Raw genomic sequence first — 23,755 nt, forward strand, 5'->3', positions numbered from 1 at the left:
CTGCTTCGATCTGGGTTCGTCTGCGGTTTGTTTCAAGAAAAATGGCTGACAATAAATTTATCAGCGCTGTGCTTTTGCAACAACTTCATTTCTGATCAGATTTGGCTGTTCCGAGGATTTTTCAGTAGTATGCTGCAAGGCCTGATACAGGCGATTTAAAGCGCTGATGTATGCTTCTGCCGACGCTACAATAATGTCGGTATTTGCTGAGTGACCGGAAAATACTTTGCCTTCGTGGCGCAAGCGAATTGTTACTTCGCCGATCGCATCTATGCCCGCTGTTACCGACTGTACAGAAAACTCGATCAACTCGTTCGGTACGTTTACCACCCGGTTAATTGCCCTGTAAATCGCATCCACAGGCCCAGTGCCGATCGCAGCATCGGTCAATTCTTCGCCCGCCGGATTCCGCACCGTTACGGTTGCTGTCGGGCGAGATTTGTCGCCGCAGGAAACCTGCACCAATTCTAACCGGAACAGTTCCGGTGCTTGGTGCACTTCATTATTGGCGATCGCCTCTAAATCCCAATCAGTAATCTCTTTTTTCTTGTCTGCCAAATCTTTAAACTTGACAAAAGCCTTATTTAGCTCATCGTCGGCCATTTCAAAACCCAACTCTTTCAAGCGAGTGTGAAATGCGTGGCGGCCGGATAATTTGCCCAAGACGATTTGATTTTCAGTTAAGCCGATCGACTCAGCGTCCATAATCTCGTATGTCCGCTTATTTTTCAGCACCCCATCTTGGTGAATTCCCGACTCGTGAGCGAAAGCATTTGCTCCGACAATCGCCTTATTTGGCTGCACCAACATCCCCGTCAAAGTGGAAACCAAGCGCGAGGTTTTGTAAATTTGGCGCGAGTCAATATTTGTCAGCGGTTCCTCAGAATCCGCAGGCCTGCCCAAGAACGGATTATAATATTGGCGCCGCACGTAAAGGGCCATTACCAACTCTTCCAGAGCTGCATTTCCCGCCCGTTCGCCAATCCCGTTAATCGTGCATTCTAACTGTCTGGCGCCATTTTTCACAGCTTCCAAAAAGTTAGCAACAGCCAATCCTAAGTCATTGTGACCGTGAACCGAAATAATTGCGCGATCGATATTCGGCACATTTTCCTTAATTCCCCGAATCAAAGCCCCAAACTCGCTCGGAGTCGTGTAGCCTACAGTATCGGGAATATTAACAGTAGTCGCACCGGCGGCGATCGCCCGTTCTAGAACCTGATACAAAAACTCCGGTTCCGATCGACAAGCATCTTCCGGTGAAAACTCCACATCATCCACAAAAGACTTAGCGTAAGCCACCATTTCCGGCACAATTTCCAGAACCTCAGCCCGCGTCTTTTTCAGCTTATATTCCAAGTGAATATCGGACGTAGCCAGAAACGTATGAATTCGCGCATTTGCTGCTGGTTTCAGAGCCTCGGCTGCTGTTTTAATATCCTCCTTTCTCGCCCTCGCTAAACCGCAAATTGTCGGCCCATTTTCTGTGCCAACCGATCGGGCTATTTTTTGGACTGCCTCGAAATCTCCCGTGCTGGTGAAAGGGAAACCCGCTTCAATCACATCCACGCCCAATCTCGCTAACTGGCGAGCGATCGTCAGCTTTTCATCCACATTCAGAGATGCACCCGGAGATTGTTCTCCGTCCCGCAAAGTCGTATCGAAAATAATAATCCGGTCTTGACTTGGTTGAGTTTTCATAGCTCTAAAAAAGTGTTTTCCTGATTTTTACTTGTCCGTTTTTCTGGATTTTTAGCCTCCAGTCACCAGTCCCCTGTCTCACGCCAATAACGAATAATTAATAACCCATAACCCATAACTACTGACTAATGACTGCTGACTAATGACTAATGACTAATGACTAATGACTAATAACTACTGACTAATAATCCATCTTCTCGATATGTTCCCTAATTTCATTTAGGTCTATATACCTATCTGTAGCATTTCGTAACTCTCTAGCAATCATTCCTTCGGTTGATACCACAGTAATATGAGTATTTTTCGATCGCAGTAGCTCGATCGCCCGCTCAAAATCCCCATCCCCGCTAAACAGCACAACTTGGTCGTATTGATCCACGGTATTAAACATATCAACCACAATCTCTATGTCTAAATTAGCCTTTTGAGAATATCTGCCCGAAGCATCGTCGTAATATTCCTTAAGAATTTTAGTGCGAACCGTGTAACCTAGACTGATCAAAGCATCTCGAAATCCCCTTTGATCTTGGGGGTCTTTCAGACCCGTATACCAGAAAGCATTGATCAAGATGACATTCGGCTGCGAAGTTTTGAAATATTCGAGCACCCTGCGAGGATCAAAAAACCAACCGTTCTTTTGTTGAGCGTAGAACATATTGTTCCCGTCCACAAAAATAGAAAGGCGGTTCATTAAGTTTGTCATAGAAACTTAGACCTAATAATTGTAGAAAGAAGTTAATCTAAATATCACATTTTAGCAACATGGAGCTAACTGAGGCAATAGATTAGACTTCAGAAAACTCCATCTCCCCAGTATTTCATATTTTCGGCTCTACCGCCAGAGGGTTCTTTTAACCCTGCTTGCATTTGAGCGAGGGGCCCTCACAAACTATACGCCTAGTAACTCAATACCGGCTGCCGTGTCAAGGTTAATTGCGCCTTCAAACTACCGCGCCCACCGCCCTACCGCCAAGCAGGCATACGCCCAGCGCATAGCAGTAGATTTTGCTCCCCTGATTTCATAGCGCAGACTACCTCCGCTTAAGCCTTTTTGCTTTCAAGAGCCCAGCGAGCTAACTCTGTCCGGTTGTGCAGACCTGTTTTGCCCAGCATATTGCTGACGTGGCTTTCGATAGTCCGCTGGCTGACATTCATCACGTCTGCGATCTGGCGGTTTGCCATACCCTGCGCTAGCAACTGTACCACCTTTAACTCAGTGGGAGTCAATTCGACATTGCGGCGCGCCTTAATTTTTGGGCCACTGTCCATACCGGGATTTGAGTGGCGAATCAAGCGGGATGCTGCTTTCAGAGAAGATTCCACTTGGGCTACCAGTTCTTCTGGTTCAAAAGGCTTGACGATATAAACGTCAGCCCCAGTGCTCAAGCCTTTTACTCGGTCTGAACTTTGACCTTTTGCGGACAAGAAAAGAACCGGAATCCAGCTCGTGCGAGGGTCTTCTCTGATGTGTTTGACTAAAGTGTAGCCGTCCATTTCCGGCATCATCACGTCGCAGATAATCAAGTCGGGAACTTCTTGTTCTAGTTTTTCCAGAGCGTCTCTGCCGTTTTCTGCTGTAATGACGTTGTAACCCCGAAACTCCAAGTAGTCCTTGACCAGCAAGATCAAATTGGGGTCGTCGTCAACCAGCATCAGCCGTTTTTGTTCTCCTGAATTATTGTCCTTTGTCATGTTTATTCCCGCTAAAGTATCCCGCACACTTCCTTGTTTTCACTTCGGTTTTTTCGGTCAGTCCCCCGCCACCCGGCTGGGAGTGGAGGACGACGATCGACTGAAGCGATGGCGGTGAGGGAAAGCGGGGCGGGTATTACCGCTTTCCAACCTATAATCGACGGCTGTTTGTGAGTGTCTTACGACCTGGAATGCAGCCCAAACCTTTAATGGACGATCGCCCTATCAAGATCGGCCTTGATTGATTCGAGACTCCGTAACAGGGCCCAAGTTAAATATTTAATCTCGATCGGTTCAATTTCAGGTTAATGCCCCGGTTTTAAATGATACTTCTGATATAGAGAAATTTAAGCAGACTCCCTACTTAAGTATTTAACTGTTTCTAGTGTAGTTTGGCAACCTGCTTAGTGTCGGCCACTGAGAAATTTTTGCACAAAATTTCACAGTTCCTCCGATCGATTTTTTTTACTGTACCTTTTGAGAAACACAAGGAACACGGGAAGCCGCACAAGGAAGACAAGAACCTAACTACAGTTTTATTGAGCTGTAGCAGGTGCGATCGCCCGGACGCCAAACTGTCTCAAATTCTCACCCTTAACCTTAAATTTAACACTTTACCTATAACCCTGTACTTTAAACAGCGCTACACTTAAATGTTTGGCTCGGCCTCAGCAGGCACTGGCAAAGGATGAGTCAAGAAAGCGTATTCTTGAACTACCTTTGAGTTTAGGAGATGTTCCTGAATAATTCTCTCAATGACGGGTGGAGTAACGTCGCGATACCACACTCCGTCTGGATAGACTACCATAATCGGGCCAGACGCGCACACTCGCAGGCAATTGGCTTTCGTGCGAAAGACGCAGGTTGGTCGAGTGGCACTTGGCTTGTCCAACCCCAATTCTTGCAAGCGTTTTTTTAAGTAATTCCACGCCTCCAGACTGGTTTGCCGATCGCAGCACTTGGGCACGGTTTGGTCGGCACAGATAAAAATATGCCGCTCGATTTGAGCGATTCCCAGGCTTTGGACGCAAGCGCTCAAGCTTTGGCTGCAATATTCCTCGTTATTTTCTGTCATTGTCTTCATCAATCAAAAGTAATTGGTTAGCGGTCTAAAGTCATCACCCCAGCTCCCACTCCCTCCCCTCTCAAGGGTAGGTTTTTTACAATTCAGAAATTGAGGGCAAGCAAGAGGCAAGTTTTAAAGGCATAACAAGTCGAAATCCGGGCTTTTTGGCTTCAGGCTCTCTCCCCTCTCTCCCTCTCTCCCTCTCCCTCTCTCCCCCTCTCCCTCTCTCCCTCTCTCCCCCTCTCCTTCCCTCCAACTCATGCTCGGTTCGGGAACCCGTACTGACAAGTAAGTTGCGATCGCCCCTGACTAAAGCTAAATTAGCACTCAGGAGTCGAGAGTGCTAATATGTCAGTTGTAAGTAGTCCGCTGTTGCTTTCATCGTGACCCCTGACGACTGACTCACGACAATCTATAATCTGGAGATTTATTTATGGCAGCAGTATCACTGAGTGTTTCTACCGTTAAACCGTTAGGCGAGCGCGTGTTCGTAAAAGTAAGCGCTAGCGAAGAAAAAACCGCCGGCGGCATCCTTCTGCCCGACACAGCTAAGGAAAAGCCCCAAGTAGGCGAAGTCGCGGCCGTGGGCCCCGGCAAGCGCAATGACGACGGCACCCGCATTGAAATGGAAGTCAAAGTCGGCGACAAAGTTCTCTACTCGAAGTACGCCGGCACCGACATCAAACTCGGCACAGACGAATACGTCTTGCTTGCAGAAAAAGACATTCTGGCGATCGTTAACTAATTAATCATTAGTCATCAGTCCTTAGTCATCAGTCATCAGTCATTAGTTTAAAGCGAACGCCGCCAAACAACTAATGACACGGGACAAATGACTAAAATCCATCATCCCCAATTCAAAATCTCAAACCCTCTCATCCCCAAAAACTATGGCTAAGCGTATCATCTACAACGAAAATGCACGTCGCGCCCTCGAACGCGGTATGGACATTTTGGCCGAAGCAGTGGCCGTAACCCTCGGCCCCAAAGGCCGTAACGTGGTTCTCGAAAAGAAATTCGGAGCTCCTCAGATCGTCAATGACGGTGTTACCATCGCCAAAGAAATCGAACTAGAAGACCACGTAGAAAATACAGGCGTTGCCCTGATCCGTCAAGCAGCTTCCAAAACCAACGACGCAGCAGGCGACGGTACCACAACAGCTACCGTTTTGGCTCACGCCATGGTCAAAGAAGGTCTGCGTAACGTAGCAGCCGGCGCAAATGCGATCGCCCTCAAGCGCGGTGTTGACAAAGCAACCACGTTTTTGGTAGAAAAAATTGCCGAACACGCCAAACAAGTAGAAGATTCCAAAGCCATCGCTCAAGTCGGCTCCATCTCTGCTGGTAACGACGATGAAGTCGGCCAAATGATTGCCAACGCAATGGACAAGGTGGGCAAGGAAGGCGTGATTTCCCTGGAAGAAGGGAAGTCTATGACCACCGAATTGGAAATCACCGAAGGGATGCGCTTCGACAAAGGCTACATTTCTCCCTACTTCGTCACCGACACCGAACGGATGGAAGCGATTCTAGAAGAACCGTTCATCTTGCTGACAGACAAGAAAATCGCTCTGGTACAAGATTTAGTACCCGTGCTCGAACAAGTAGCTCGTTCCGGCCGCCCGCTGTTGATCATTGCAGAAGACATTGAGAAAGAAGCTTTAGCTACCCTCGTTGTCAACAAACTGCGCGGTGTGTTGAACGTGACTGCTGTTAAAGCACCCGGTTTTGGCGATCGACGCAAAGCCATGTTAGAAGATATCGCCGTATTGACCGGCGGTCAACTAATCACCGAAGATGCCGGTTTGAAACTGGAAAACACCAAGCTCGACATGATCGGCAAAGCCCGCCGCATCACCATCACCAAAGACAGCACCACAATTGTTGCCGAAGGTAACGAAGCCGCCGTTAAGTCCCGCTGCGAACAAATTCGCCGTCAAATGGACGAAACCGAGTCTTCCTACGACAAAGAAAAGCTGCAAGAACGTTTGGCCAAATTGGCTGGCGGCGTCGCAGTGATCAAAGTCGGCGCGGCTACCGAAACCGAAATGAAGGATCGCAAACTGCGTCTTGAAGATGCCATCAACGCAACCAAAGCTGCAGTAGAAGAAGGAATTGTTCCTGGTGGCGGTACAACTTTGGCTCACCTGACTCCTCAATTGGAAGAGTGGGCTAACAGCAGCCTGAAGGGCGAAGAATTGACCGGTGCATTGATTGTGGCACGGGCTCTGGCTGCTCCTCTGAAGCGGATTGCTGAAAATGCTGGTTTGAACGGCGCTGTGATTGCTGAGCGCGTCAAAGAAAAGCCGTTCAACGTTGGTTTCAACGCAGCGACAAATGAGTTTGTCGATATGTTTGAAGCTGGTATCGTTGACCCTGCGAAGGTGACTCGTTCTGCTCTGCAAAATGCCGCATCTATTGCTGGTATGGTGCTGACAACCGAGTGCATCGTCGTTGACAAGCCTGAACCGAAGGATGGCGCTGCTGCTGGCGCTGGCGGCGGCATGGGCGGCGGCGACTTCGATTACTAATTAATCGATCGTTTGATGGGGCGGGCTTTAGGGCCCGCTCTGTTATTTTGGGAAGTGCTTTTACTGTAGGCATAACTTTAACTCTCTCTGAAGCGAAATTAACTAAACGCACAATCTCTAAGGCCCCGTGCCTCTGTACTCACATGCGAGGTTAGGCCCAAAAACCTAACCCTGCGTGACCGTTAATTTTGTACAACAATTTCAGAAGATTAAAGATGCCTAAAACACCCGTTGCGCTGTATCGACAGGGGAATGCTAGTTCACCTAGAATGGATAATGTCAGACCCAATAAAGATATTACCGTTTATGAACAGCAAGATGAATTATGGGTTATGCCTACTTTAGAAGAAGGAAGGTTGTCAGGAGGAATGTCTCGGTCAGAAGGAATATCAACCTTTGAGAGTCCAGGCTCAGGAAAAAATTGGTATAAATTAGACCTCAGCACTGACATTCCACCAGAACTGGAATTAGTGAATGACCGTCCCGGTCATTGGTTATTCCAGCCCAGTAGACCGATGACTCTAGAAAAATACAAAGAGGCACTTCACCTCATAGGCACATTTTTCTGTAAAATAGAATAAGTTAAGAGGAGGTTGGGTGTAAGTAGATAAACCCAACCTCCTAATATAATTAATAGTATATTTGATTAGTTTTTTATATCAAATTATCTGCATCGAAAAAAATAATCTTTTGGGTATTTTCAACTCAAGTCGGCCAATGAGTATTTATTCTTACCAAGGCAAGTATCATGAATTTATCATTTAAAGATTTAAGGTTTATTATAGAAGCCATTGAACATCAAATCAATGCCTATAAAAAACGTTTGCAAGTAATTGAAGATGTAGATGAGGATGAGGCTGCCGATCTAGGGAACGATATTAAATTTTTAGAGCTTCTCCACGCAGACATGACGACAACTTTAGAGCAGAATACCAAACCTTTAAGTTCTGATGATAGTTTTTCGCCCGATCGAAAGGATAATTATTCGGAAAATTCACAAAATTTATCTTTTCAAGAATTAGTGAAATTAACGCTTAAATTGTCAGTTAGCGAGCGGTTATTTCTAGTAGAGGCTATTACCTCGTCTGTGCGTCAGGAAGTCACTATCAGCCAATAATCAGCCAATAATAGCATCTTTAGAAGTTTGTTATGATGATATTTTGATTATAGCAACCGCCATGAAACTTTACCATACTCCCATTTCCGCCAACTCCCGCCGCGTCTGGGTCGCCCTCTTAGAAAAAAACCTCGACTTTGAATTAGTAGAAATCCACTTGGACGGCGATCACTTGCAGCCTGAGTTTGTCGCAATGAATCCTTTTCACCGCATCCCTGTTTTGGTCGATGATGACTTCACCGTCGTCGAGTCTCTGGCAATTCTTGACTATCTAGAAACGAAGTATCCAGAACCGGCAATGCTGCCGAAAGATCCGCAAGATTTGGCAGTTGTGAAAATGGTAGAATTGGTCACGGTTAACGAACTTGCGCCGGCACTTTACCCCCTCAGCAGTGAAAAAATGGGATGGGGAACTCCCCAAGCGCAGGAAATCGCAAAGGCTAAGGAAAAAGTCGATACTGTGTTGAAATTCTTTGAAGGTTTGTTGGACGATCGCCCTTTTTTCGCTAGCAACAGTGTCACGTTTGCCGAGTGCGTTGCCGGCACCGTCGTGCCCTTGCTATCTTGGGTTGGTGTGTCCCTAGACGGCTATCCTAAAATTCAAGCTTGGTGCGATCGACTAATGTCGCGTCCCTCATGGCAGCAAACTCAATTCACCGAGGCAGATTTGGCGGCTTTCGCATCAAGGAGACAAAAATTTCTCGCACAATCTGAAGCCTCATGAACAAATCAATTGTCAAGCGATCGCTCTTTTTCCTAGCTGTTATCGCCTGCATCCAAATTCCTATCGCAGCAATGGGACAGCCCGCCGCCCGATGGAACTACGAAGCAATTAACGCTAAACAGTTCGTTGCCGATCGCAAAATTACCGTCTCCAAACCCAAAGATATCGCCGCAAAACTCTTTATTTTCGGTGAAGAATCTGAAGGCCGAAAAAGCGAGCAAATTTTGGTTGAATATCCCACGCGAGAAACAGCAGTAATTGTACATACAGTCATCGGTTTAGCTGACGATTCTGTTGCTGCAATGCGACACCGCATCGAACTCAGACTCAGGCAAAATAAGTGGGAAATTGTCTGGATTGGCCGACAATCGAAGTGTCAACCAAATCGCGGACACCAAGATTGGGCAAGCGGCCTCTGTAGGTAGAAAGGTCGATCGGCCTTTTCCTTAAATTCATTCATCCCGCGTGCGTTGCGAGGAACCAAGCTAGGACTTGATGCAACCGACGAAAAACAGAGGCACAGAAAGATTCGCTACCGCTGCTTCCCGATAGAAATAAGTTATTCATGCGTAAGTCCCAGAAGCAGTCTGGGATCGGCGTTGTTCCCTGGCTGCGCGACAATCTTAAAACTATTTTCGGTGTCGATCGCTCTTTTAGTCAAAAAGAGCGATCGAACTCAGAAGTTTACTTGCACATGATTAAATTTCCCGCCGAGATGAATCCCGCCACAGGGGCTGAAATCTCAACCCAATTGCGGTTTTCTCCATTCTTATCTTTCACTAACTGGAAATTCGGTACAAGCGTTACTTGACCGTTAGCCGGTACACCGCCTTTAACAGCAGAAGTCTTTGAAGGCTCAGTGCGGATAGCTAGACCCCTCGGCGCTACGCGAGGTTCTACTTGTCGGCACAGACTTACTGGGCCCGTTGCTGGTGCTGGTGCGGGTGCTGGTGCAGGTGCTGGTGCAGGCGCTGGTGCAGGCGCTGGTGCAGGTGCTGGTGCAGGTGCTGGTGCGGGCGCTGGTGCGGGCGCTGGTGCGGGCGCTGGTGCAGGCGCGGGCGCTGGTGCGGGTGCTGGTGCAGGCGCGGGCGCTGGTGCGGGTGCGGGTGTTGCTGCGGGTGCAGGCGCTGGTGCGGGTGCTGGGGCGGGTGCGGGCGCTGGTGCTGGTGCTGGTGCTGGTGCGGGACTTGGGGAAGGAGTTTGACTAATTGTGCACGAACCTAAATTACTTTCGTCGTTGGGATAGCCACTAGCCACATACCCTGTGACGGGAGCGGTAATTTGAATCCAGAGGCGACCGTCGGAGGCTTTAACAGAAGTAGCACCTTGGGACAGCGTTACCTGTGTGTTAAGTGCTACCCCGCCAACTCTAGGGGATTTGGGGTCTGGCTTCTGACGAACCGTCAAACCTTCTTTTGGAGTGACTTTGCGGCAAAGGTTGCCAGCCTGGGCTATTTGAAACGTGGCGCTATCTTCAAAGGAAATATTTTCCGCATCTTGACTGACAGTGGATGTTGATGGGGCGGCAACACCGATGGCATTCGCCTGCAAACTTCCGGCTACGATCGCGATCGCGCCCAGCAATGCAGCGGGTTTGTTCCAGCAATTCAAGTTTTTCATCCGTTCAACTCCTCACTTAACCACAATCATTATCTTAATTGCACGTCAATATAGCAAAAAAATCGATTTGTCTTCCACGAAAAAGCTTTATATAACTTTTTTATGGCCGCAAGTCAAGCTTTATTGATATTATTTAATGTTTGGTGAGTTGAGCGAAGAGACATAAAGCTGCTACGCCTATAAATGGCTCATTATGGCAGAGCGGGAGAGGGGGAGAATGCCAGAGTGTCCGAGTCGGGGAATGGCAGAGGCGGAAAGTCAACAGTTAACTGTTTAAATGCGGGACAGTTTACTAGAAATGCAAGTCATGTGTTGTGTTCGTTAAACCATTTAGCTGTCAGTTGTTGCAGTTGAGTAATATGGGGCTACATTTCATGTGAATTCTTGGCAGCTTCAAGAGCGAGATTGTGGTTGAGATGCTCCAATATTCAGATTGACAGGCGATAGGCGCGATCGACCCCATCGTCGTAGTGGGGTGTCGGAAGCCGGATATAGTTCTTCGATCGCGCTCACATAACTCAACTGTCGATCGTACCTTACTTAAACAGGACTTACGCACTCAAGGGCGTTAAATAAAGGGTTTGAGATTGGTTCACTACTTTATCTTCGGACAGAAAATCTTAGTACGTGCGTCCAGGACTATTAAAATTGTGGTAAACAGCATCAATCGCTAGCATTGACCCGATGGCTGGCATCAATTTGATAAAATCTTCCAAAACGGAAACTTATCGGCTTGAGACACAGTTGTGTTTTTGTGGCTAAAGTCGCCCCGCAATCAGCGACAGTTGCTGTAGCTGTTTGCAAACGGTTTTGTTCCTGTGGAGACAACCAGCACAAAACCTCCGAACAAAAGCAGCCTGCTCAAATCAGAAACAAAATATTTGCGCCAATTCTGATTTCATTATATTGCTATAGCAACCGCGCTCGATGTTTATGAGGTTTTCACTTGCTAAAACTAATGTGGTAGATTCCTTCGGAATGGGAGCATATTAATGATACGAAAAATCTTTTTTTAGGCGGGCGATCGGGATTAGTGGACGCACAAGGAGAGGGAAAGCCCAACTAATATCCTCCCTTCTTCCTTCTTTCCGCAATAACTAAAGTCTTCTCTCTTCGAGAGCTAAAGCTTTCTTCCTTCTGCTATATAATGACCAAAGCGTTAAATATTTTTGCAGTGACAAAAACTACTAACAAAAAAGACGGCAAATCCTCTAAATATCCCTTTGACGGTCTATCTTTAGACGATCGCAATCCCGACTTCATTCAGCTTTTGTTGCCATTCTGGGAATGGCTGTACCGCTACTACTTCCGCGTACAAAGCGACGGCTGGCACCACGTACCCGCCAGCGGAAAAATGCTCGTGGTTGGTTCTCACAACGGGGGAATCGCCGCTCCCGATATGTTTATGTTCCTATACGAATGGTTCCGCAGGTACGGCACGGAACGCTTGGCATACGGATTGATGCACCCAACGGTTTGGCAAGTTTCTCCTGATGTTGCTAGCATGGCGGTTCAGTGTGGAGCCCTCAAGGCGCATCCGAAAATGGCGATCGCAGCTTTGCGGAAAAATGCCCCAGTTCTCGTCTATCCGGGCGGCGCTCAAGATGTTTTCCGCCCCCACCACTTGCGCGATCAAATCTACTTTGCGGGACGCAAGGGATTTATCAAATTAGCATTGCGAGAAGAAGTGCCAATTGTACCAATTATATCGCACGGTGCCCACGATACTTTGATAGTGTTGGCAGATTTGTACGAACAAGCAAAGCAATTGCATGAATTGGGAATGCCGTGGCTATTTGGCATCGATCCAGTGGTATTGCCGGTGTATTTGGGATTGCCTTGGGGATTGAGTATTGGGCCTTTGCCAAACCTGCCTTTACCCGTGCAAATTCGGACTCGCGTGTGCGAACCGATTGTATTTGAGAGGTACGGTGCCGAGGCGGCGCGCGATCGCGATTATGTTGATGCTTGTTTCGAGCGAGTTACCACCCAAATGCAAGAACAATTAGATTGTTTGGCTGGCAAGTGACAATTGCACAAGTCTATATTATTCTAGGCTGCAGAAATCGTTTTTTTTTACGACAATATAGCGTGAAGCGCGAGGGATATGAGTAAAAAAACAGGTTTCTTGAGTCCTGTGGGTAAGTCGTGACTGCAAACATTTTTTGAAATCAATCCATTAGGTTTATTTCAAAAACCTAAAATTGCGGTACTAAATCGGATTTCACCCACCTTAATTACGTGAAATACCCGAAAACCGCAGTCGCCAAAGTGATCCTTTTTATCATGCAGGTTGTAGCGGACATCATATCAGGTTAAATCAACGCAGATGAATAGGATTTCATCTGCCTTTATCTTCCTTACTCGGCGGGAAAAAAATAGAATTGGCAAAACTAACCTGATTCTGTATAAACTCTCGATCTTAATTCTGCCTTCTGCCGAACAGTGACTAATTGCCCGATCGCCTTAACCGCAATACTGGGATGAATAAGTACAGCCGGCGACTCAATCATGTGCAGAACTTCCAAAAATGCTTGACAAACTTTAGCATCTCCGACCAGCACGTTTAACACTAGATCCATGTAATCAATAATCAGCCGCGTGCCCAAATTTGGTTTCGCACCTGTACTTCCCCGATAGCGGGAATCCTGACTGATAGCAAACGTCCAAGGGATAGTATGTAATTTTGCTAGTTTTTGTTGAAATTGTCGCGCCAAGCCTGTTAAATCGCCTTCTGGATACCGCTCTTTTTGCTTTTGCAAACATTCATCTAGCATCTGAGCATCCAGTGCAGCAACCGTCATTCCCTGGCCATAAACTGGGTTGAAAGCGCAAACTGCATGACCGATAATTACCAAGTTTTCAGGGTAACGAGAGAGATGTTCGTAGTGACGCAAACGGTTTTCAGTACCTCGATAACTCGAAATAGGAGTTAGCGGTTTCGCATCTTTAATTGCATGATAAATTATCGGAGTTGGGAGAGTGCGTGCAAATTCTACAAAACCTGCTTCGTCTGTGGGGGGATAATCGCGATCGCCCCCGGCAAGAATTGCCAGCCAGCGATTACCTTCGATCGGGAAAATTGCACCGCCACGGGTGCGAAATGGCGGGCCTAGTGACACAAATACTGGCGCTGTGTCTGACAATTTACCGCTGCATTTATAGATGCGGCTGGCATAGCCGACAAAAGCATTGATAACGGTTTCTTGCGGAGGTTCATAGCCCAAACTTTTCAACCATTGAGGTGTTTTGGAAACTTTGCCACCAGCATCGACCACTAAATCTGCATACAAATTCTCTGCATGGATATTACCAGGGTTGTGGCGATCGCGAAAACGCACCGACACTCCTGTCACCTCCGCGCGCGAGGCATTCGCCAGCAACCCCGTTACTGTGCATCCTTCGAGGAAATGCACGTTAGTATTTTCAGCCAAGCGGCGCCGAATTTGCCAATCAAGTAAATCCCGACTGAACATAATTAAATCATTTAGATCCGGGCTAAATTGCGGGGCCCAACCCGCCGGACTAAACCACCCGATCGACTTCGGATCTAAACTAGGAGCACCAGCAGCTATCAGTTCGTTTTCCAAGCCGGGGAACAACTCTTCTAGGATGATTTTTCCCCGATTTAAAAGGATGTGAAGGTGACAGGATTGAGGAATACCAGGGCGAGGTACGGGTTTTTCTGGGAAAAAATCTCGTTCAACAATACTTACTCGGTCGAAGTGTTTTGCTAATACTCTAGAGGCCAACAGTCCTGCTAAACTGCCGCCAATAATAATTGCATGACTTTCTCGCTGCACTATCGAATCCCTTCAAAGCTAATTTGCTATGGCATTGGTTGATGAATTGTGAACAATTTGTCTGGGCTTCTATGCCGACTCTTAATATCGATCGACCAAGGATTTTCGTTTGCCATTATTGTAATCAGACTTACCATTACTACCATCTATCTCGGCTGCGCCACAGCGCACCTTACTCATAACGGAGAACTAACAACTTCACAACTGCCAATTTACATAGCACAAATAGCCCTAAATAAACAGCCGGCCGCAGACATATTTCTACACTTCCGACTGTAGGGGGATGCTTTAGCTCGACAATAAGGCGATACTTGCCATTGGGGGCATGAGTCTAAAACTATACATTAGTTAACTTGCGCCAATGAGCGCGCGCACCCACTCCTTAACGAGGAATATACTATGTATCAAAATTTGCCAATAAATCCACAACTGTATAACATCGGGTTCTGGCTGGCCCAAGTGCCAGTAGAGCAGACTACTACAAACACAGCAGAAGACGCAGCACTCCTGTATTCCGGGCCGCAATTTTTTATCGCCTTGATAGCTGGAGTCGTGCTCGCCTGCGCTTTCCAACTCTTGCTAACAAATTTATCAGTAGCCGCGGGCCTTTCGTACATGGGACAATCCCACGACGACGACCACCACTCGGATAGCGGCAGCCCCCCAGTCCGCCACATCGGCCGAAAGGTAGGTACTTGGACGCTAATCACCGTCACCATCGCTTTATTCTTCGCTTGCTTGCTAGCAGTTAAGCTCAGCTTGATTAGCAGTCCCGGTTTAGGTGCGATCGTCGGTTTAGTCGTGTGGGCAACCTATTTCTCAATGCTTGTGTGGGTGAGTTCCACCACCGTCGGTTCCTTGATTGGTTCCGTCGTCAACACCGCCACATCAGGCTTTCAAGCCATTGTCGGCACCGCAGCCTCGGCTATCGGCGCAAAAGCAGCCAGCAACCAAGTCGTCGCCACAGCCAAAGCAGCAGCAGCAGCAGTGGGTCATGAACTCGGTAGCGCGATCGACCCCACAAGCTTGCGCGAAAACGTCGAAGACTACATCCAAAGCCTCAAACCGCCAGAATTAGACATCAAAGGGATGCGTAGCGAGTTTGAAAAATTGCTTAATGATCCGCAACTAAAAACTATTGCAGCCGAAAATTTGCCGAATCTCGATCGGCAAACTCTCGTAGATTTAGTAAGTTCGCGATCGGACTTATCAAAACGCGACGTAAACCGGATTGTAGACCAACTTCAAGATGCTTGGAAACAAGTAGGAAAACAAGGGCAGCAATCAGACGGCATCGCCCAATTAGTAGACTATCTCAAATCTGCCAAATCGGGAGATTTGGTCTCAGATACATTGGCAAGTAGGGTAGAAAAAGCCCTCAGCAATCTGGGCGGTCAAAATTCTGGACAAAGCCCGACCATGATGAACCAAGCAACGACAATGGCAGTCAATGCTTTAATGGGAATAGTATTGGGTCGCACGGATATTTCTGACTTGGATGTTGAAAAAGTAGTCGGTCAGCTTAAAGAAGCTAAAAACAAAGTTACCCAGCAAACTGATAAAATTACCGCTCAAGTCAAAGGCGAACCCGTAACTTACAGCCCAATTCGTGCCGACGTAGAAAACTACCTACTCAACACTTATTCGTGGCAGATGAACCCCCAAGCCATCGAGCGCGAATTTCGGGACGTTCTCTACGATCCTACCGCCGATCCAGGAACTGTGCGCCGCGAATTAGAAAAACTCAAACAGGCTAATTTTGCTGAAATTCTGGCCAGTCGAGGTGTTTTTACACAAGACAAAATTAAAGAAATTTCCCAGGAATTAGAAGCAATTAGACAGCGCGTTTTACAAACCGTGATCTTTGCCGAGGAGCAAGAAAAATCTCGCGATTTGCAGTGGCGGGTAGAAACTTATTTGAAGCTGACGCCGAAAGAAGAACTGACAGCAGCAGGTATCGGGAGCGATTTCAAAAAAATCTTAGAGGATTCCGACGCTAGTTACGAACAGTTGCGCGATCGGCTTTCTCCTTACACCCGCGACAGTTTTGTGCAAATTCTCCGAGGCCGCGAAAACTTCGGCTTCCAGGAAGTAGAACAGATTGTTCAAGAGTTGGAAAGGACGCGAGATGTAGTTTTAGCAGATGCTAAAGGTCTACAAGAAGCAGCGCAAGTTCGACTAGACAACCAGTGGCAAAGAGTGCAAGAATACTTGAACTCTACGGGCAAAGAAGAACTTAATCCCGAAGGCATCAAGCGCGATTTGAAAACGCTGCTGGATAACCCGGAAGCAGGAATGTGGGCGCTGAGAGCTAGAGCTTCTAGGTTCGATCGCCAAACTTTGGTAAAATTGCTATCTCAGCGGAAAGACCTTAGCGAAGACCAAGTAAATCAGCTTCTCGACAGCGCCGAAGAAACTTGGCACGGCGCGCTGCATGCGCCGCAAAAGTTGGCCGAAAAAGCTAAGGATCAGTACGACCAAACCACCACCGCCCTTGCAGATTACCTCCGCAATACTGGCAAATCAGAACTCAATCCTGAAGGGATTCAGCGGGATTTGACAAAACTGCTGGAAAATCCCAAAGAAGGAGCTTTAGCGCTGCGGGGCCGCCTGTCTCAAGTCGATCGCGATACTTTGGTAAAACTGCTTTCTCAGAGACAAGATTTGAGCGAGGAACAAGTCAATCAAATTATCGACCAAGTGCAGGAAACTCTCGGCTCGATTGTGAAAGCGCCGCGCCGTTTGGCAAAACGGATGCAAAGCCAAGTTCACGATTTTCAGGGTGTTTTAGAAGATTATTTGCGTAATACGGGCAAGGATGAATTAAATCCCGAAGCTATCAAGCGCGACTTACAACTGCTGCTGCATGACCCGAAAGTCGGCGCTTACAGTTTGGGCGAGCGCTTGTCACACATTGATCGAGCTACAGTTGTTTCTCTGCTGTCTCAGCGGCCGGATATTTCTGAAGCAGAAGCCAATCGCATTGTCGATGGAATTTTGTCGGTGCGCGATGAGTTCGCACTGCAAATTCAGAAAATACAGGAGGGTATTCAGTCGGTAATTGACGGGATTCTAGGAAAAGTTCGGGATTACCTCAATTCGCTCGATCGCCCAGAACTAAATTACGAAGGCATTACGCGGGACGTGCGGAAGTTATTTGACGATCCGCAAGCCGGATTTGATGCTTTGCGCGATCGGCTTGGTCATTTCAACCGCGATACTTTAGTAGCACTAATGAGTTCTCGCGAGGACATTTCCGAAGCAGATGCCAACCGCTTGATCGACCAAATTGAAAGAAGCCGCAACACCGTCTTGCAAAGAGCAGAACGCTTGCAGCAAGAGGCGCAGCTTCGCCTCGAAAGCATCAAACTGCAAGCCGAAAAACAAGCCGAAGAAACTCGGAAAGCAGCAGAAGTTGCCTCTTGGTGGCTGTTTTTCACCGCTCTTACTTCGGCGGCAGCAGCAGCCGGCGCCGGTGCTTTAGCCGTCATCCGATAAACAAGACTGAAGTTGCGATCGGATTGCAGATAGTGCCTGATATGAGTTTCTACTGATATCAGGCACTAATGTTAGCTAGTCAGACGGGAATCCCCACACTATATCGCTTCGATTAGTGTGGGATACCTCGTCGCGTGAATCGAGGATTCCACATTTTCATGCCCTCACAAGCATAGCGGGCGAGCAATGAAGATGTGGATGACGACATCAAAGTACAATAAGTTTTTTATTTACTAGACCAACATTGTTGTGCGGTATAATTATTAATTTGCTTGACATGGTATAGTATTTTCGGGTATTTTTATTCTCAACAAATGCGTAAAGGTCGTAGCGCAATGAAGATAACATACCAGTATCAGTTATATCCCGACACCAGTCAAAAGTCAACCCTCAACCAATGGTTAAGAATTTGTCGCTATTGGTACAACAGACAACTAGGTGATCGATTTGATTGGTGGGAGAGGAACCGCACTACTGTGAATGCTTGTCCATTGCTCGCTAGTATCTCTGCGCCTCGTGAAAAGCCCAACTATTATTCGCAAAAACAACAATTGCCAGCCATCAAAAAAGACTTGGTAAAAGTCTTCCACAGTGGCGAGCTATTAGACTTTAAACAGGTAGATTCAACTATCCTACAAGATGTTTCTAAGCGAGTAGACAAAGCCTTTGAGCGATTTGTTGTAGGGGATAGCAAAGGCGGGCGATCGGGTAAACCTCGATTCAAGACTGAAGCGGATTACCGAACGATGACTTTTTCTACGGCTAACAACGATTGGATTAAATTGGTTCGCAAGAATTGGATTTATATTCGATTGCCTAAATTAGGTGTTGTCAAAGTTCGGATGCACCGCTCAATCCCCAACGGATTTGCCATCAAGCAAGTGAGTGTGACTAGAAAGGCTGATGGTTGGTTTATCCAGGTAATGCTTGAAGACTCTTGTGTGCCCCAGTTCACGCTCGACAAAGTTACCCCAAACTGGGACAACTCAATTGGGTTAGATGCGGTGCTGCATGAAGATGTCTATTTAGCAACGTCGTCAGGCGAGAAGTTACCTTCGTTAAAACCGCTTCGCAAAAACCAAGCTAAGTTAGACCAGATATCAAGGAAGCGGAACAAACGGAAGCGCGGCTCTAAAAGCCGACGCAAATTAGCCAAAAAAGAAGCGAGACAGCACCAAAAAATAGCGCGTTCTCGCCAAGACTTCCACTACAAAACAGCTCACAGACTTGTCAGGTCTGGAGCTAAATTCTTTTTTCACGAAGACTTAAACTTAAAAGGCTTAACGAAGCGGAATAAAGTTAAGCAAGATGATGAGGGTACTTACCTTCCAAACGGTCAATCAGCTAAATCAGGACTAAACAAGTCTTGGTTGGATGCTGCGTTTGGTCAATTTTTCAAGACGCTGGAATACATAGCCGAAAAAGCTGGGTCAGCCGTCGTTCCGCAAAAACCTGCTTATACCTCAATGGTTCTGTGCTATCGGAATGAAATTGTTTTTGCCGATTGCGGTATGCGAAACTATTGGGATGAGCAACATTCTTTAATGGTCGATCGTGATATCAATGCTGCGATTAATTTAAAGAAACTGGGATTGGACATTTTTCCCAGTATAAAACGCCGTGGCGGGAATCTTTCTGTAGTAGAAACTATAGATAATAGTACCGCGAAGGAAATTTTGCACACCCTTCATCGGGCTGCAAAGAAGCCTACGCCATACTCTACTCAGTTGGCGTAGGAGGATGTCACGTACAATAATAGTTAGGGTTCTCAACCCAGCACGCCTGTTCTATCAACCGCCCGCCGCCCTGGCTGCGTTAGTATCAAACGCGAACTGTTTTGAGTTAGATCGGCGGTTTATTTTGAAGATGCCGATCGTCAGGTTATAACTTGTAGATCATAGGTTGTGCATAATATGGAACTAAAGCTGTGAAAATACTACACTGACTGTGGGGGGCAACATACCGGATACCTTGGAAATACCAAGGGCTTTGCTTTCGTCAGCCCAGAACAGTCCAAACACGCAGGCCCTGCGATCGCCAATGTTAAACAACCTACGTCTCAAACCTCTCCTGGCTAGTTGCCTATTAGCACCGTGAGGAGGGCGACGCCATGCAACTCCGAAAAAAAACACTATTAATCATCGGTGCAGCGCTGATCAGCCTGATTGTGGTCCTCTATGCCACTGCATCAACTATTTTGCTGCATGATTTTCACAACCTGGAGGCACAGTACGTCCGCCAGGATGTCGCACGGGCTTTGGACGCATTAGATGATGACTTGTCGAATTTAGACACCAGCGCCCAAGATTACGCCGAGTGGGACGATACTTACTCTTTCGTCGAAACACGGAACGAAAATTTTGTCAAGTCAAATTTCGTCGATTCGACATTTATTTACTTGAGACTAAACTTATTGGTACTGCTGGACTCTAACGGTAAGACGATCTTCAGCAAAGGTTTCGACCTGAAATCCAAAACCGAAATCCCGATTCCCGAAAGCTTAAAACATAACTTGACCGAGGCACTAATAGACTCATCGACAGTCGAGGGCGATCGCCCCGACCCCAAAACAGGCGTCCTCACCCTGCCAGAAGCCAGGCTGCTGATTGCCTCCAAGCCCATCTTGAACAGCAACGCCCAAGGCCCGCCGCGGGGGACGTTGATCTTGGGACGCTACCTAGACAGCAGCGAAATCGGTTTGCTTTCAGAACTGACCCACCTATCAGTGGATTTTAGATTGCCGAGTTTAGATTTTAAAGTGGGAGCGGCGAACTACTTCGGGCACAGCGCCAAGGCGCTGGCTCGCTCTAGACAGGAGTTGGAAAATGTCAAACTCAAAATTTCCAACCTCAAATCAGTAGAAATTTTAGTCGAGCCACTCAGCGACACCTTAGTCGCAGGATACGCCCTGATTCGTGACATCCACGGGAACCTAGCGCTGCTGCTGCGAGTAGAGACAGATCGCATCATCTACGGCCAAGGTCAGGCTACCTTGGAGCTGTTTACCTTATCAATACTGGCAGTAGGTTTAATATTTAGCGCCATCACCCTGCTGTTGCTAGAAAAATTAGTCTTGGCGAGATTGGCTTCGTTGAGCACCAGCGTCAGCAACATCGCAGCCAGCGGCGACCCAGACTTGCGCGTTCATATGGCCGGAGAAGATGAACTCGCAAGCTTGGCCGACGCCATCAACCGAATGTTAGAAGCATTGGGCAATTCTCAAGTCGAACGTAATGAAAGCGAAGACCGCTATCGGTTGATGGCCGAAAATTCAACCGACATGATCACCAGACACGACCCCAAAGGCGTGTTTGTTTACGTCTCGCCCGCCAGCCGGGCTTTGCTGGGATACGAACCTTCGGAACTCATCGGCCGCGTCCCCAAGGATTTTTTTCACCCCGACGATTTAGAAACCATTGCCAAAGCTCACTGGAAAGTCCTGGCGCTCCCAGTTACTTACACCGTCAGCTACCGCATCCGCCGCAAAGACGGCAAATACATTTGGTTTGAAACTACCGGCCGCACGATCAGTGATCCCCAAACCGGCGAAGTCCAAGAAATTATCGGCATTTCCCGCGACATCAGCGTGCGGAAGCAAACAGAACAAGAACTGCGAGAAAGCGAAGCTGCCATCAAAGCTTTGTACCAAGTAACTTCGGCTCCCCGTACAGACCCGCTCAACCACCTCTCTACCTTTGATTTGCGCCTCCAAGAACTGCTGGGAATGGGATGTCGGCATTTAGGCCTGTCCGTGGGAATTTTGTCCTGCATTCAAGGCGACAACTATCAAATAATGGCTGTTGAGTGTCCCGACGGGTCGATCGTCAAAGACCAAATCTATGATCTAGAAAAAACTTTCTGCGTCGCTACGTCAATGGCAAAAGAACCGATTTACTTTGAGTCGGTGCGATTTTCGGGTTTTTCCTTCAACAGCGACGATCGAGCTTTCCCCATCGAAGCTTACATGGGCATTCCCGTCACGGTGGCAGGTGAAGTTTACGGCACTCTGTGCTTCTTTTCTCCGACTCCTGTGACAGAACCGTTCCGAGCTGTAGACAGAGAGTTGATGAAACTGATGGCTCAGTGGGTGGGAAGCGAACTCGAACGCCAGCAAACAGACGTAGATTTGGCAAAAGCTCGCGATCAAGCACTGGCGGCTACTAGAGCCAAAAGCGAATTTTTAGCCACCATGAGCCACGAAATTCGCACTCCGATGAATGGAGTCATCGGCATGACCGGTTTGCTGCTGGATACCCCCTTAACTCGCGAACAGCGCGATTTTGTAGAAACTATCCGCAGCAGCGGCGATGCTTTGCTGACGCTGATCAACGATATTCTAGATTTCTCGAAAATTGAGTCGGGCAAATTGGACTTGGAGGAACATCCGTTTGACCTCCGCACTTGCATTGAGGAATCTCTAGACTTGGTAGCTGCTAAGGCGGCAGAAAAAAAACTGGAAGTGGGTTACTTGATCGATCGTACAGTACCCGCAACGGCGATCGGCGATAGCACCCGCTTGAGGCAAATTTTAATCAACTTGCTCAGTAATGCGGTTAAATTTACCGACGCTGGAGAAGTGGTGGTTTCGGTGACTGCCAAAAAGATTTCAGTGCCGGCAGCTAACGCTAAAGAACCGCCATTAATTGCTGGCGAACCGGTAGCAATTAACCCAGCATACGAAATACATTTTGCGGTCAAAGATACCGGTATCGGCATTCCGAGCGATCGCATGGATCGGCTATTTAAATCTTTCAGCCAGGTTGATTCTTCAACGAGCCGGCAGTACGGCGGTACCGGATTGGGTTTGGCAATTAGCAAGCGTTTGGCCGAAATGATGGGCGGCCGGATGTGGGTGGAAAGTATGGGTAGTTTCGCGGGCAATCCTCCTGCCGATTTTAGATCATCGGCAGTTTTTGATGTGGGATGGGCAGAATCTTGCGAAATTGCCGAAAAATATGGCTATGGCAAATCTGTACTCAGCAACAAGCCGATCGGCCAAAATACGAAATCTGTTGGCTCTACTTTTTATTTTAGTACGATCGTTTCTGGCTGCAAGAATTCCTTACCACTTAACTTGAGCAATTCTCAACCTGAATTAGCTGGGAAGCGAGTCTTAATTGTCGATGACAATGCTACCAACCGCAGAATTTTGACTCTCCAAGCTCAGTCTTGGGGAATGGTGGCTAGGGCTTCAGCTTCGGCTCGTTTGGCTTTAGATTGGCTGGCTGCTAAAGAGATGTTTGACTTGGCAGTTTTGGATATGCAAATGCCGGAAATGGACGGGTTAGCTTTAGCGGCGCAAATTCGCCGATATCCTGATTGCGAAAGGTTGCCGTTAGTGATGCTAACTTCGATCGGCAGGCAAGAAATTAACCCCCCTGCTATGGAGATGGATTTTGCTGCTTTTTTGAATAAACCCATCAAACAATCTCAGCTTTACAATGTTTTAATCAATATTTTTGGAGAACAGAGAACTGAATTTAAAGGGCAGCGCACTAGCGGGTCTTTCTTGCAAACCATACCCGTGCTGGCCGAGAACTTACCTCTGCGGATTCTGTTGGCTGACGATCATTTGGTGAATCAGAAGGTGGCTTTGCAAATTTTACAGCGGATGGGGTATCGCGCGGATGTGGCGGGAAACGGTATCGAAGTGCTCGAAGCTTTGCGCCGCCAGCCTTATGATGTGGTGCTGATGGATGTGCAAATGCCGGAAATGGACGGACTGGAAACTACCCGCCACATCCGGGAGCAATTTTCAGCAGATTTAACTTTAGAAAATCCCACGGGAGAATCAGAAGTTTCCGCAACTGATGAGCAATCTAATAATCGAAAATCGAAAATCGAAAATCCCAAATTGACTGAGGAGGAATCTAACAATCGAAAATCGAAAGTCGAAAATCGAAAATCGATAGACTCGACCAAAGACCCCACGGGAGAATCAGAAGTTTCCGCAACTGATGAGCAATCTAATAATCGAAAATCGAAAATCGAAAATCCCAAATT

16 protein-coding genes are annotated in these 23,755 nt (G+C 47.4%); 10 read left to right on the forward strand and 6 right to left on the reverse strand.

Going from position 1 to position 23,755, the window contains the following annotated elements; all coding sequences use genetic code 11:
• Nucleotides 1–60: 60 nt before the first annotated feature.
• The 4 genes from QUA43_RS23165 to QUA43_RS23180 form a co-directional block, all read right to left on the reverse strand.
• A complete protein-coding gene (locus QUA43_RS23165; RefSeq protein WP_333376767.1) occupies nt 61–1,701 on the reverse strand; it encodes a 2-isopropylmalate synthase in 1,641 nt (546 codons plus the stop codon).
• 181 nt (nt 1,702–1,882) lie between these two features.
• Nucleotides 1,883–2,404, reverse strand: coding sequence for a LabA-like NYN domain-containing protein (locus QUA43_RS23170; RefSeq protein WP_006633075.1), 522 nt, complete (start codon nt 2,402–2,404; stop codon nt 1,883–1,885).
• A gap of 338 nt (nt 2,405–2,742) precedes the next feature.
• Nucleotides 2,743–3,393, reverse strand: a complete 651-nt coding sequence (locus QUA43_RS23175) for a response regulator transcription factor (RefSeq protein WP_333376769.1) — start codon at nt 3,391–3,393, stop codon at nt 2,743–2,745.
• Between the two features lie 649 nt (nt 3,394–4,042).
• Entirely contained in the window at nt 4,043–4,468 is a 426-nt protein-coding gene (locus tag QUA43_RS23180) for a ferredoxin (protein ID WP_333376771.1), read from the reverse strand.
• A 424-nt stretch (nt 4,469–4,892) separates the two neighbouring features.
• Here QUA43_RS23180 and groES point away from each other — a divergent pair, with 424 nt between their 5' ends.
• The 6 genes from groES to QUA43_RS23210 all read left to right on the forward strand — a co-directional run bounded on the left by groES (nt 4,893) and on the right by QUA43_RS23210 (nt 9,256).
• Entirely contained in the window at nt 4,893–5,204 is a 312-nt protein-coding gene (groES, locus tag QUA43_RS23185; RefSeq protein ID WP_332945088.1) for a co-chaperone GroES, read from the forward strand.
• 145 nt (nt 5,205–5,349) lie between these two features.
• A complete protein-coding gene (gene groL / locus QUA43_RS23190) occupies nt 5,350–6,990 on the forward strand; it encodes a chaperonin GroEL (protein ID WP_333046934.1) in 1,641 nt (546 codons plus the stop codon).
• Between the two features lie 269 nt (nt 6,991–7,259).
• Nucleotides 7,260–7,571 (forward strand): Tse2 family ADP-ribosyltransferase toxin, encoded by a 312-nt coding sequence (locus tag QUA43_RS23195; protein ID WP_333376773.1) that lies wholly within the window; start codon nt 7,260–7,262, stop codon nt 7,569–7,571.
• 167 nt (nt 7,572–7,738) lie between these two features.
• Nucleotides 7,739–8,107 (forward strand): hypothetical protein, encoded by a 369-nt coding sequence (locus QUA43_RS23200; RefSeq protein ID WP_333376775.1) that lies wholly within the window; start codon nt 7,739–7,741, stop codon nt 8,105–8,107.
• Nucleotides 8,108–8,168: 61 nt separating this feature from the next.
• Entirely contained in the window at nt 8,169–8,831 is a 663-nt protein-coding gene (locus QUA43_RS23205; protein WP_333376777.1) for a glutathione S-transferase family protein, read from the forward strand.
• Complete coding sequence (locus QUA43_RS23210; RefSeq protein ID WP_333376779.1) at nt 8,828–9,256, forward strand: hypothetical protein; 429 nt, start codon at nt 8,828–8,830, stop codon at nt 9,254–9,256. The genes QUA43_RS23205 and QUA43_RS23210 overlap by 4 nt, the downstream gene beginning before the upstream one ends.
• A 259-nt stretch (nt 9,257–9,515) precedes the next feature.
• Here QUA43_RS23210 and QUA43_RS23215 read toward each other — a convergent pair whose 3' ends face one another.
• Nucleotides 9,516–10,451, reverse strand: coding sequence for an SH3 domain-containing protein (locus QUA43_RS23215; protein ID WP_333376781.1), 936 nt, complete (start codon nt 10,449–10,451; stop codon nt 9,516–9,518).
• Between the two features lie 1,147 nt (nt 10,452–11,598).
• Between QUA43_RS23215 and QUA43_RS23220 the strand changes: the two genes are divergently transcribed.
• Nucleotides 11,599–12,480, forward strand: a complete 882-nt coding sequence (locus tag QUA43_RS23220; protein WP_333376782.1) for a lysophospholipid acyltransferase family protein — start codon at nt 11,599–11,601, stop codon at nt 12,478–12,480.
• 364 nt (nt 12,481–12,844) lie between these two features.
• On the opposite strand, the gene QUA43_RS23225 is transcribed toward QUA43_RS23220, so the two are convergent.
• A complete protein-coding gene (locus QUA43_RS23225; protein ID WP_333376784.1) occupies nt 12,845–14,254 on the reverse strand; it encodes a 2-polyprenyl-6-methoxyphenol hydroxylase-like oxidoreductase in 1,410 nt (469 codons plus the stop codon).
• A gap of 399 nt (nt 14,255–14,653) precedes the next feature.
• Here QUA43_RS23225 and QUA43_RS23230 point away from each other — a divergent pair, with 399 nt between their 5' ends.
• The 3 genes from QUA43_RS23230 to QUA43_RS23240 form a co-directional block, all read left to right on the forward strand.
• Nucleotides 14,654–17,752: an MFS transporter gene (locus QUA43_RS23230; RefSeq protein ID WP_333376786.1), complete on the forward strand. Its 3,099-nt coding sequence runs from the start codon at nt 14,654–14,656 to the stop codon at nt 17,750–17,752.
• 335 nt (nt 17,753–18,087) lie between these two features.
• Nucleotides 18,088–19,488: a transposase gene (locus QUA43_RS23235; protein WP_333376788.1), complete on the forward strand. Its 1,401-nt coding sequence runs from the start codon at nt 18,088–18,090 to the stop codon at nt 19,486–19,488.
• 374 nt (nt 19,489–19,862) lie between these two features.
• On the forward strand, nt 19,863–23,755 hold a 3,893-nt coding region (locus QUA43_RS23240; protein ID WP_333376790.1), incomplete at its 3' end, for a CHASE4 domain-containing protein.

Origin of the sequence: Microcoleus sp. N9_B4 (genome assembly GCF_036701635.1) — a bacterium.
GTDB lineage: Bacteria > Cyanobacteriota > Cyanobacteriia > Cyanobacteriales > Microcoleaceae > Microcoleus.

What these genes read in the sequence shown, in the direction of transcription:
- QUA43_RS23165 (WP_333376767.1), bottom strand. Translation starts at nt 1,701, where the DNA reads ATGAAAACTCAACCAAGTCAAGACCGGATTATTATTTTCGATACGACT.
- QUA43_RS23170 (WP_006633075.1), bottom strand. Translation starts at nt 2,404, where the DNA reads ATGACAAACTTAATGAACCGCCTTTCTATTTTTGTGGACGGGAACAAT.
- QUA43_RS23175 (WP_333376769.1), bottom strand. Translation starts at nt 3,393, where the DNA reads ATGACAAAGGACAATAATTCAGGAGAACAAAAACGGCTGATGCTGGTT.
- QUA43_RS23180 (WP_333376771.1), bottom strand. Translation starts at nt 4,468, where the DNA reads ATGACAGAAAATAACGAGGAATATTGCAGCCAAAGCTTGAGCGCTTGC.
- groES (WP_332945088.1), top strand. Translation starts at nt 4,893, where the DNA reads ATGGCAGCAGTATCACTGAGTGTTTCTACCGTTAAACCGTTAGGCGAG.
- groL (WP_333046934.1), top strand. Translation starts at nt 5,350, where the DNA reads ATGGCTAAGCGTATCATCTACAACGAAAATGCACGTCGCGCCCTCGAA.
- QUA43_RS23195 (WP_333376773.1), top strand. Translation starts at nt 7,260, where the DNA reads ATGGATAATGTCAGACCCAATAAAGATATTACCGTTTATGAACAGCAA.
- QUA43_RS23200 (WP_333376775.1), top strand. Translation starts at nt 7,739, where the DNA reads ATGAATTTATCATTTAAAGATTTAAGGTTTATTATAGAAGCCATTGAA.
- QUA43_RS23205 (WP_333376777.1), top strand. Translation starts at nt 8,169, where the DNA reads ATGAAACTTTACCATACTCCCATTTCCGCCAACTCCCGCCGCGTCTGG.
- QUA43_RS23210 (WP_333376779.1), top strand. Translation starts at nt 8,828, where the DNA reads ATGAACAAATCAATTGTCAAGCGATCGCTCTTTTTCCTAGCTGTTATC.
- QUA43_RS23215 (WP_333376781.1), bottom strand. Translation starts at nt 10,451, where the DNA reads ATGAAAAACTTGAATTGCTGGAACAAACCCGCTGCATTGCTGGGCGCG.
- QUA43_RS23220 (WP_333376782.1), top strand. Translation starts at nt 11,599, where the DNA reads ATGACCAAAGCGTTAAATATTTTTGCAGTGACAAAAACTACTAACAAA.
- QUA43_RS23230 (WP_333376786.1), top strand. Translation starts at nt 14,654, where the DNA reads ATGTATCAAAATTTGCCAATAAATCCACAACTGTATAACATCGGGTTC.
- QUA43_RS23235 (WP_333376788.1), top strand. Translation starts at nt 18,088, where the DNA reads ATGAAGATAACATACCAGTATCAGTTATATCCCGACACCAGTCAAAAG.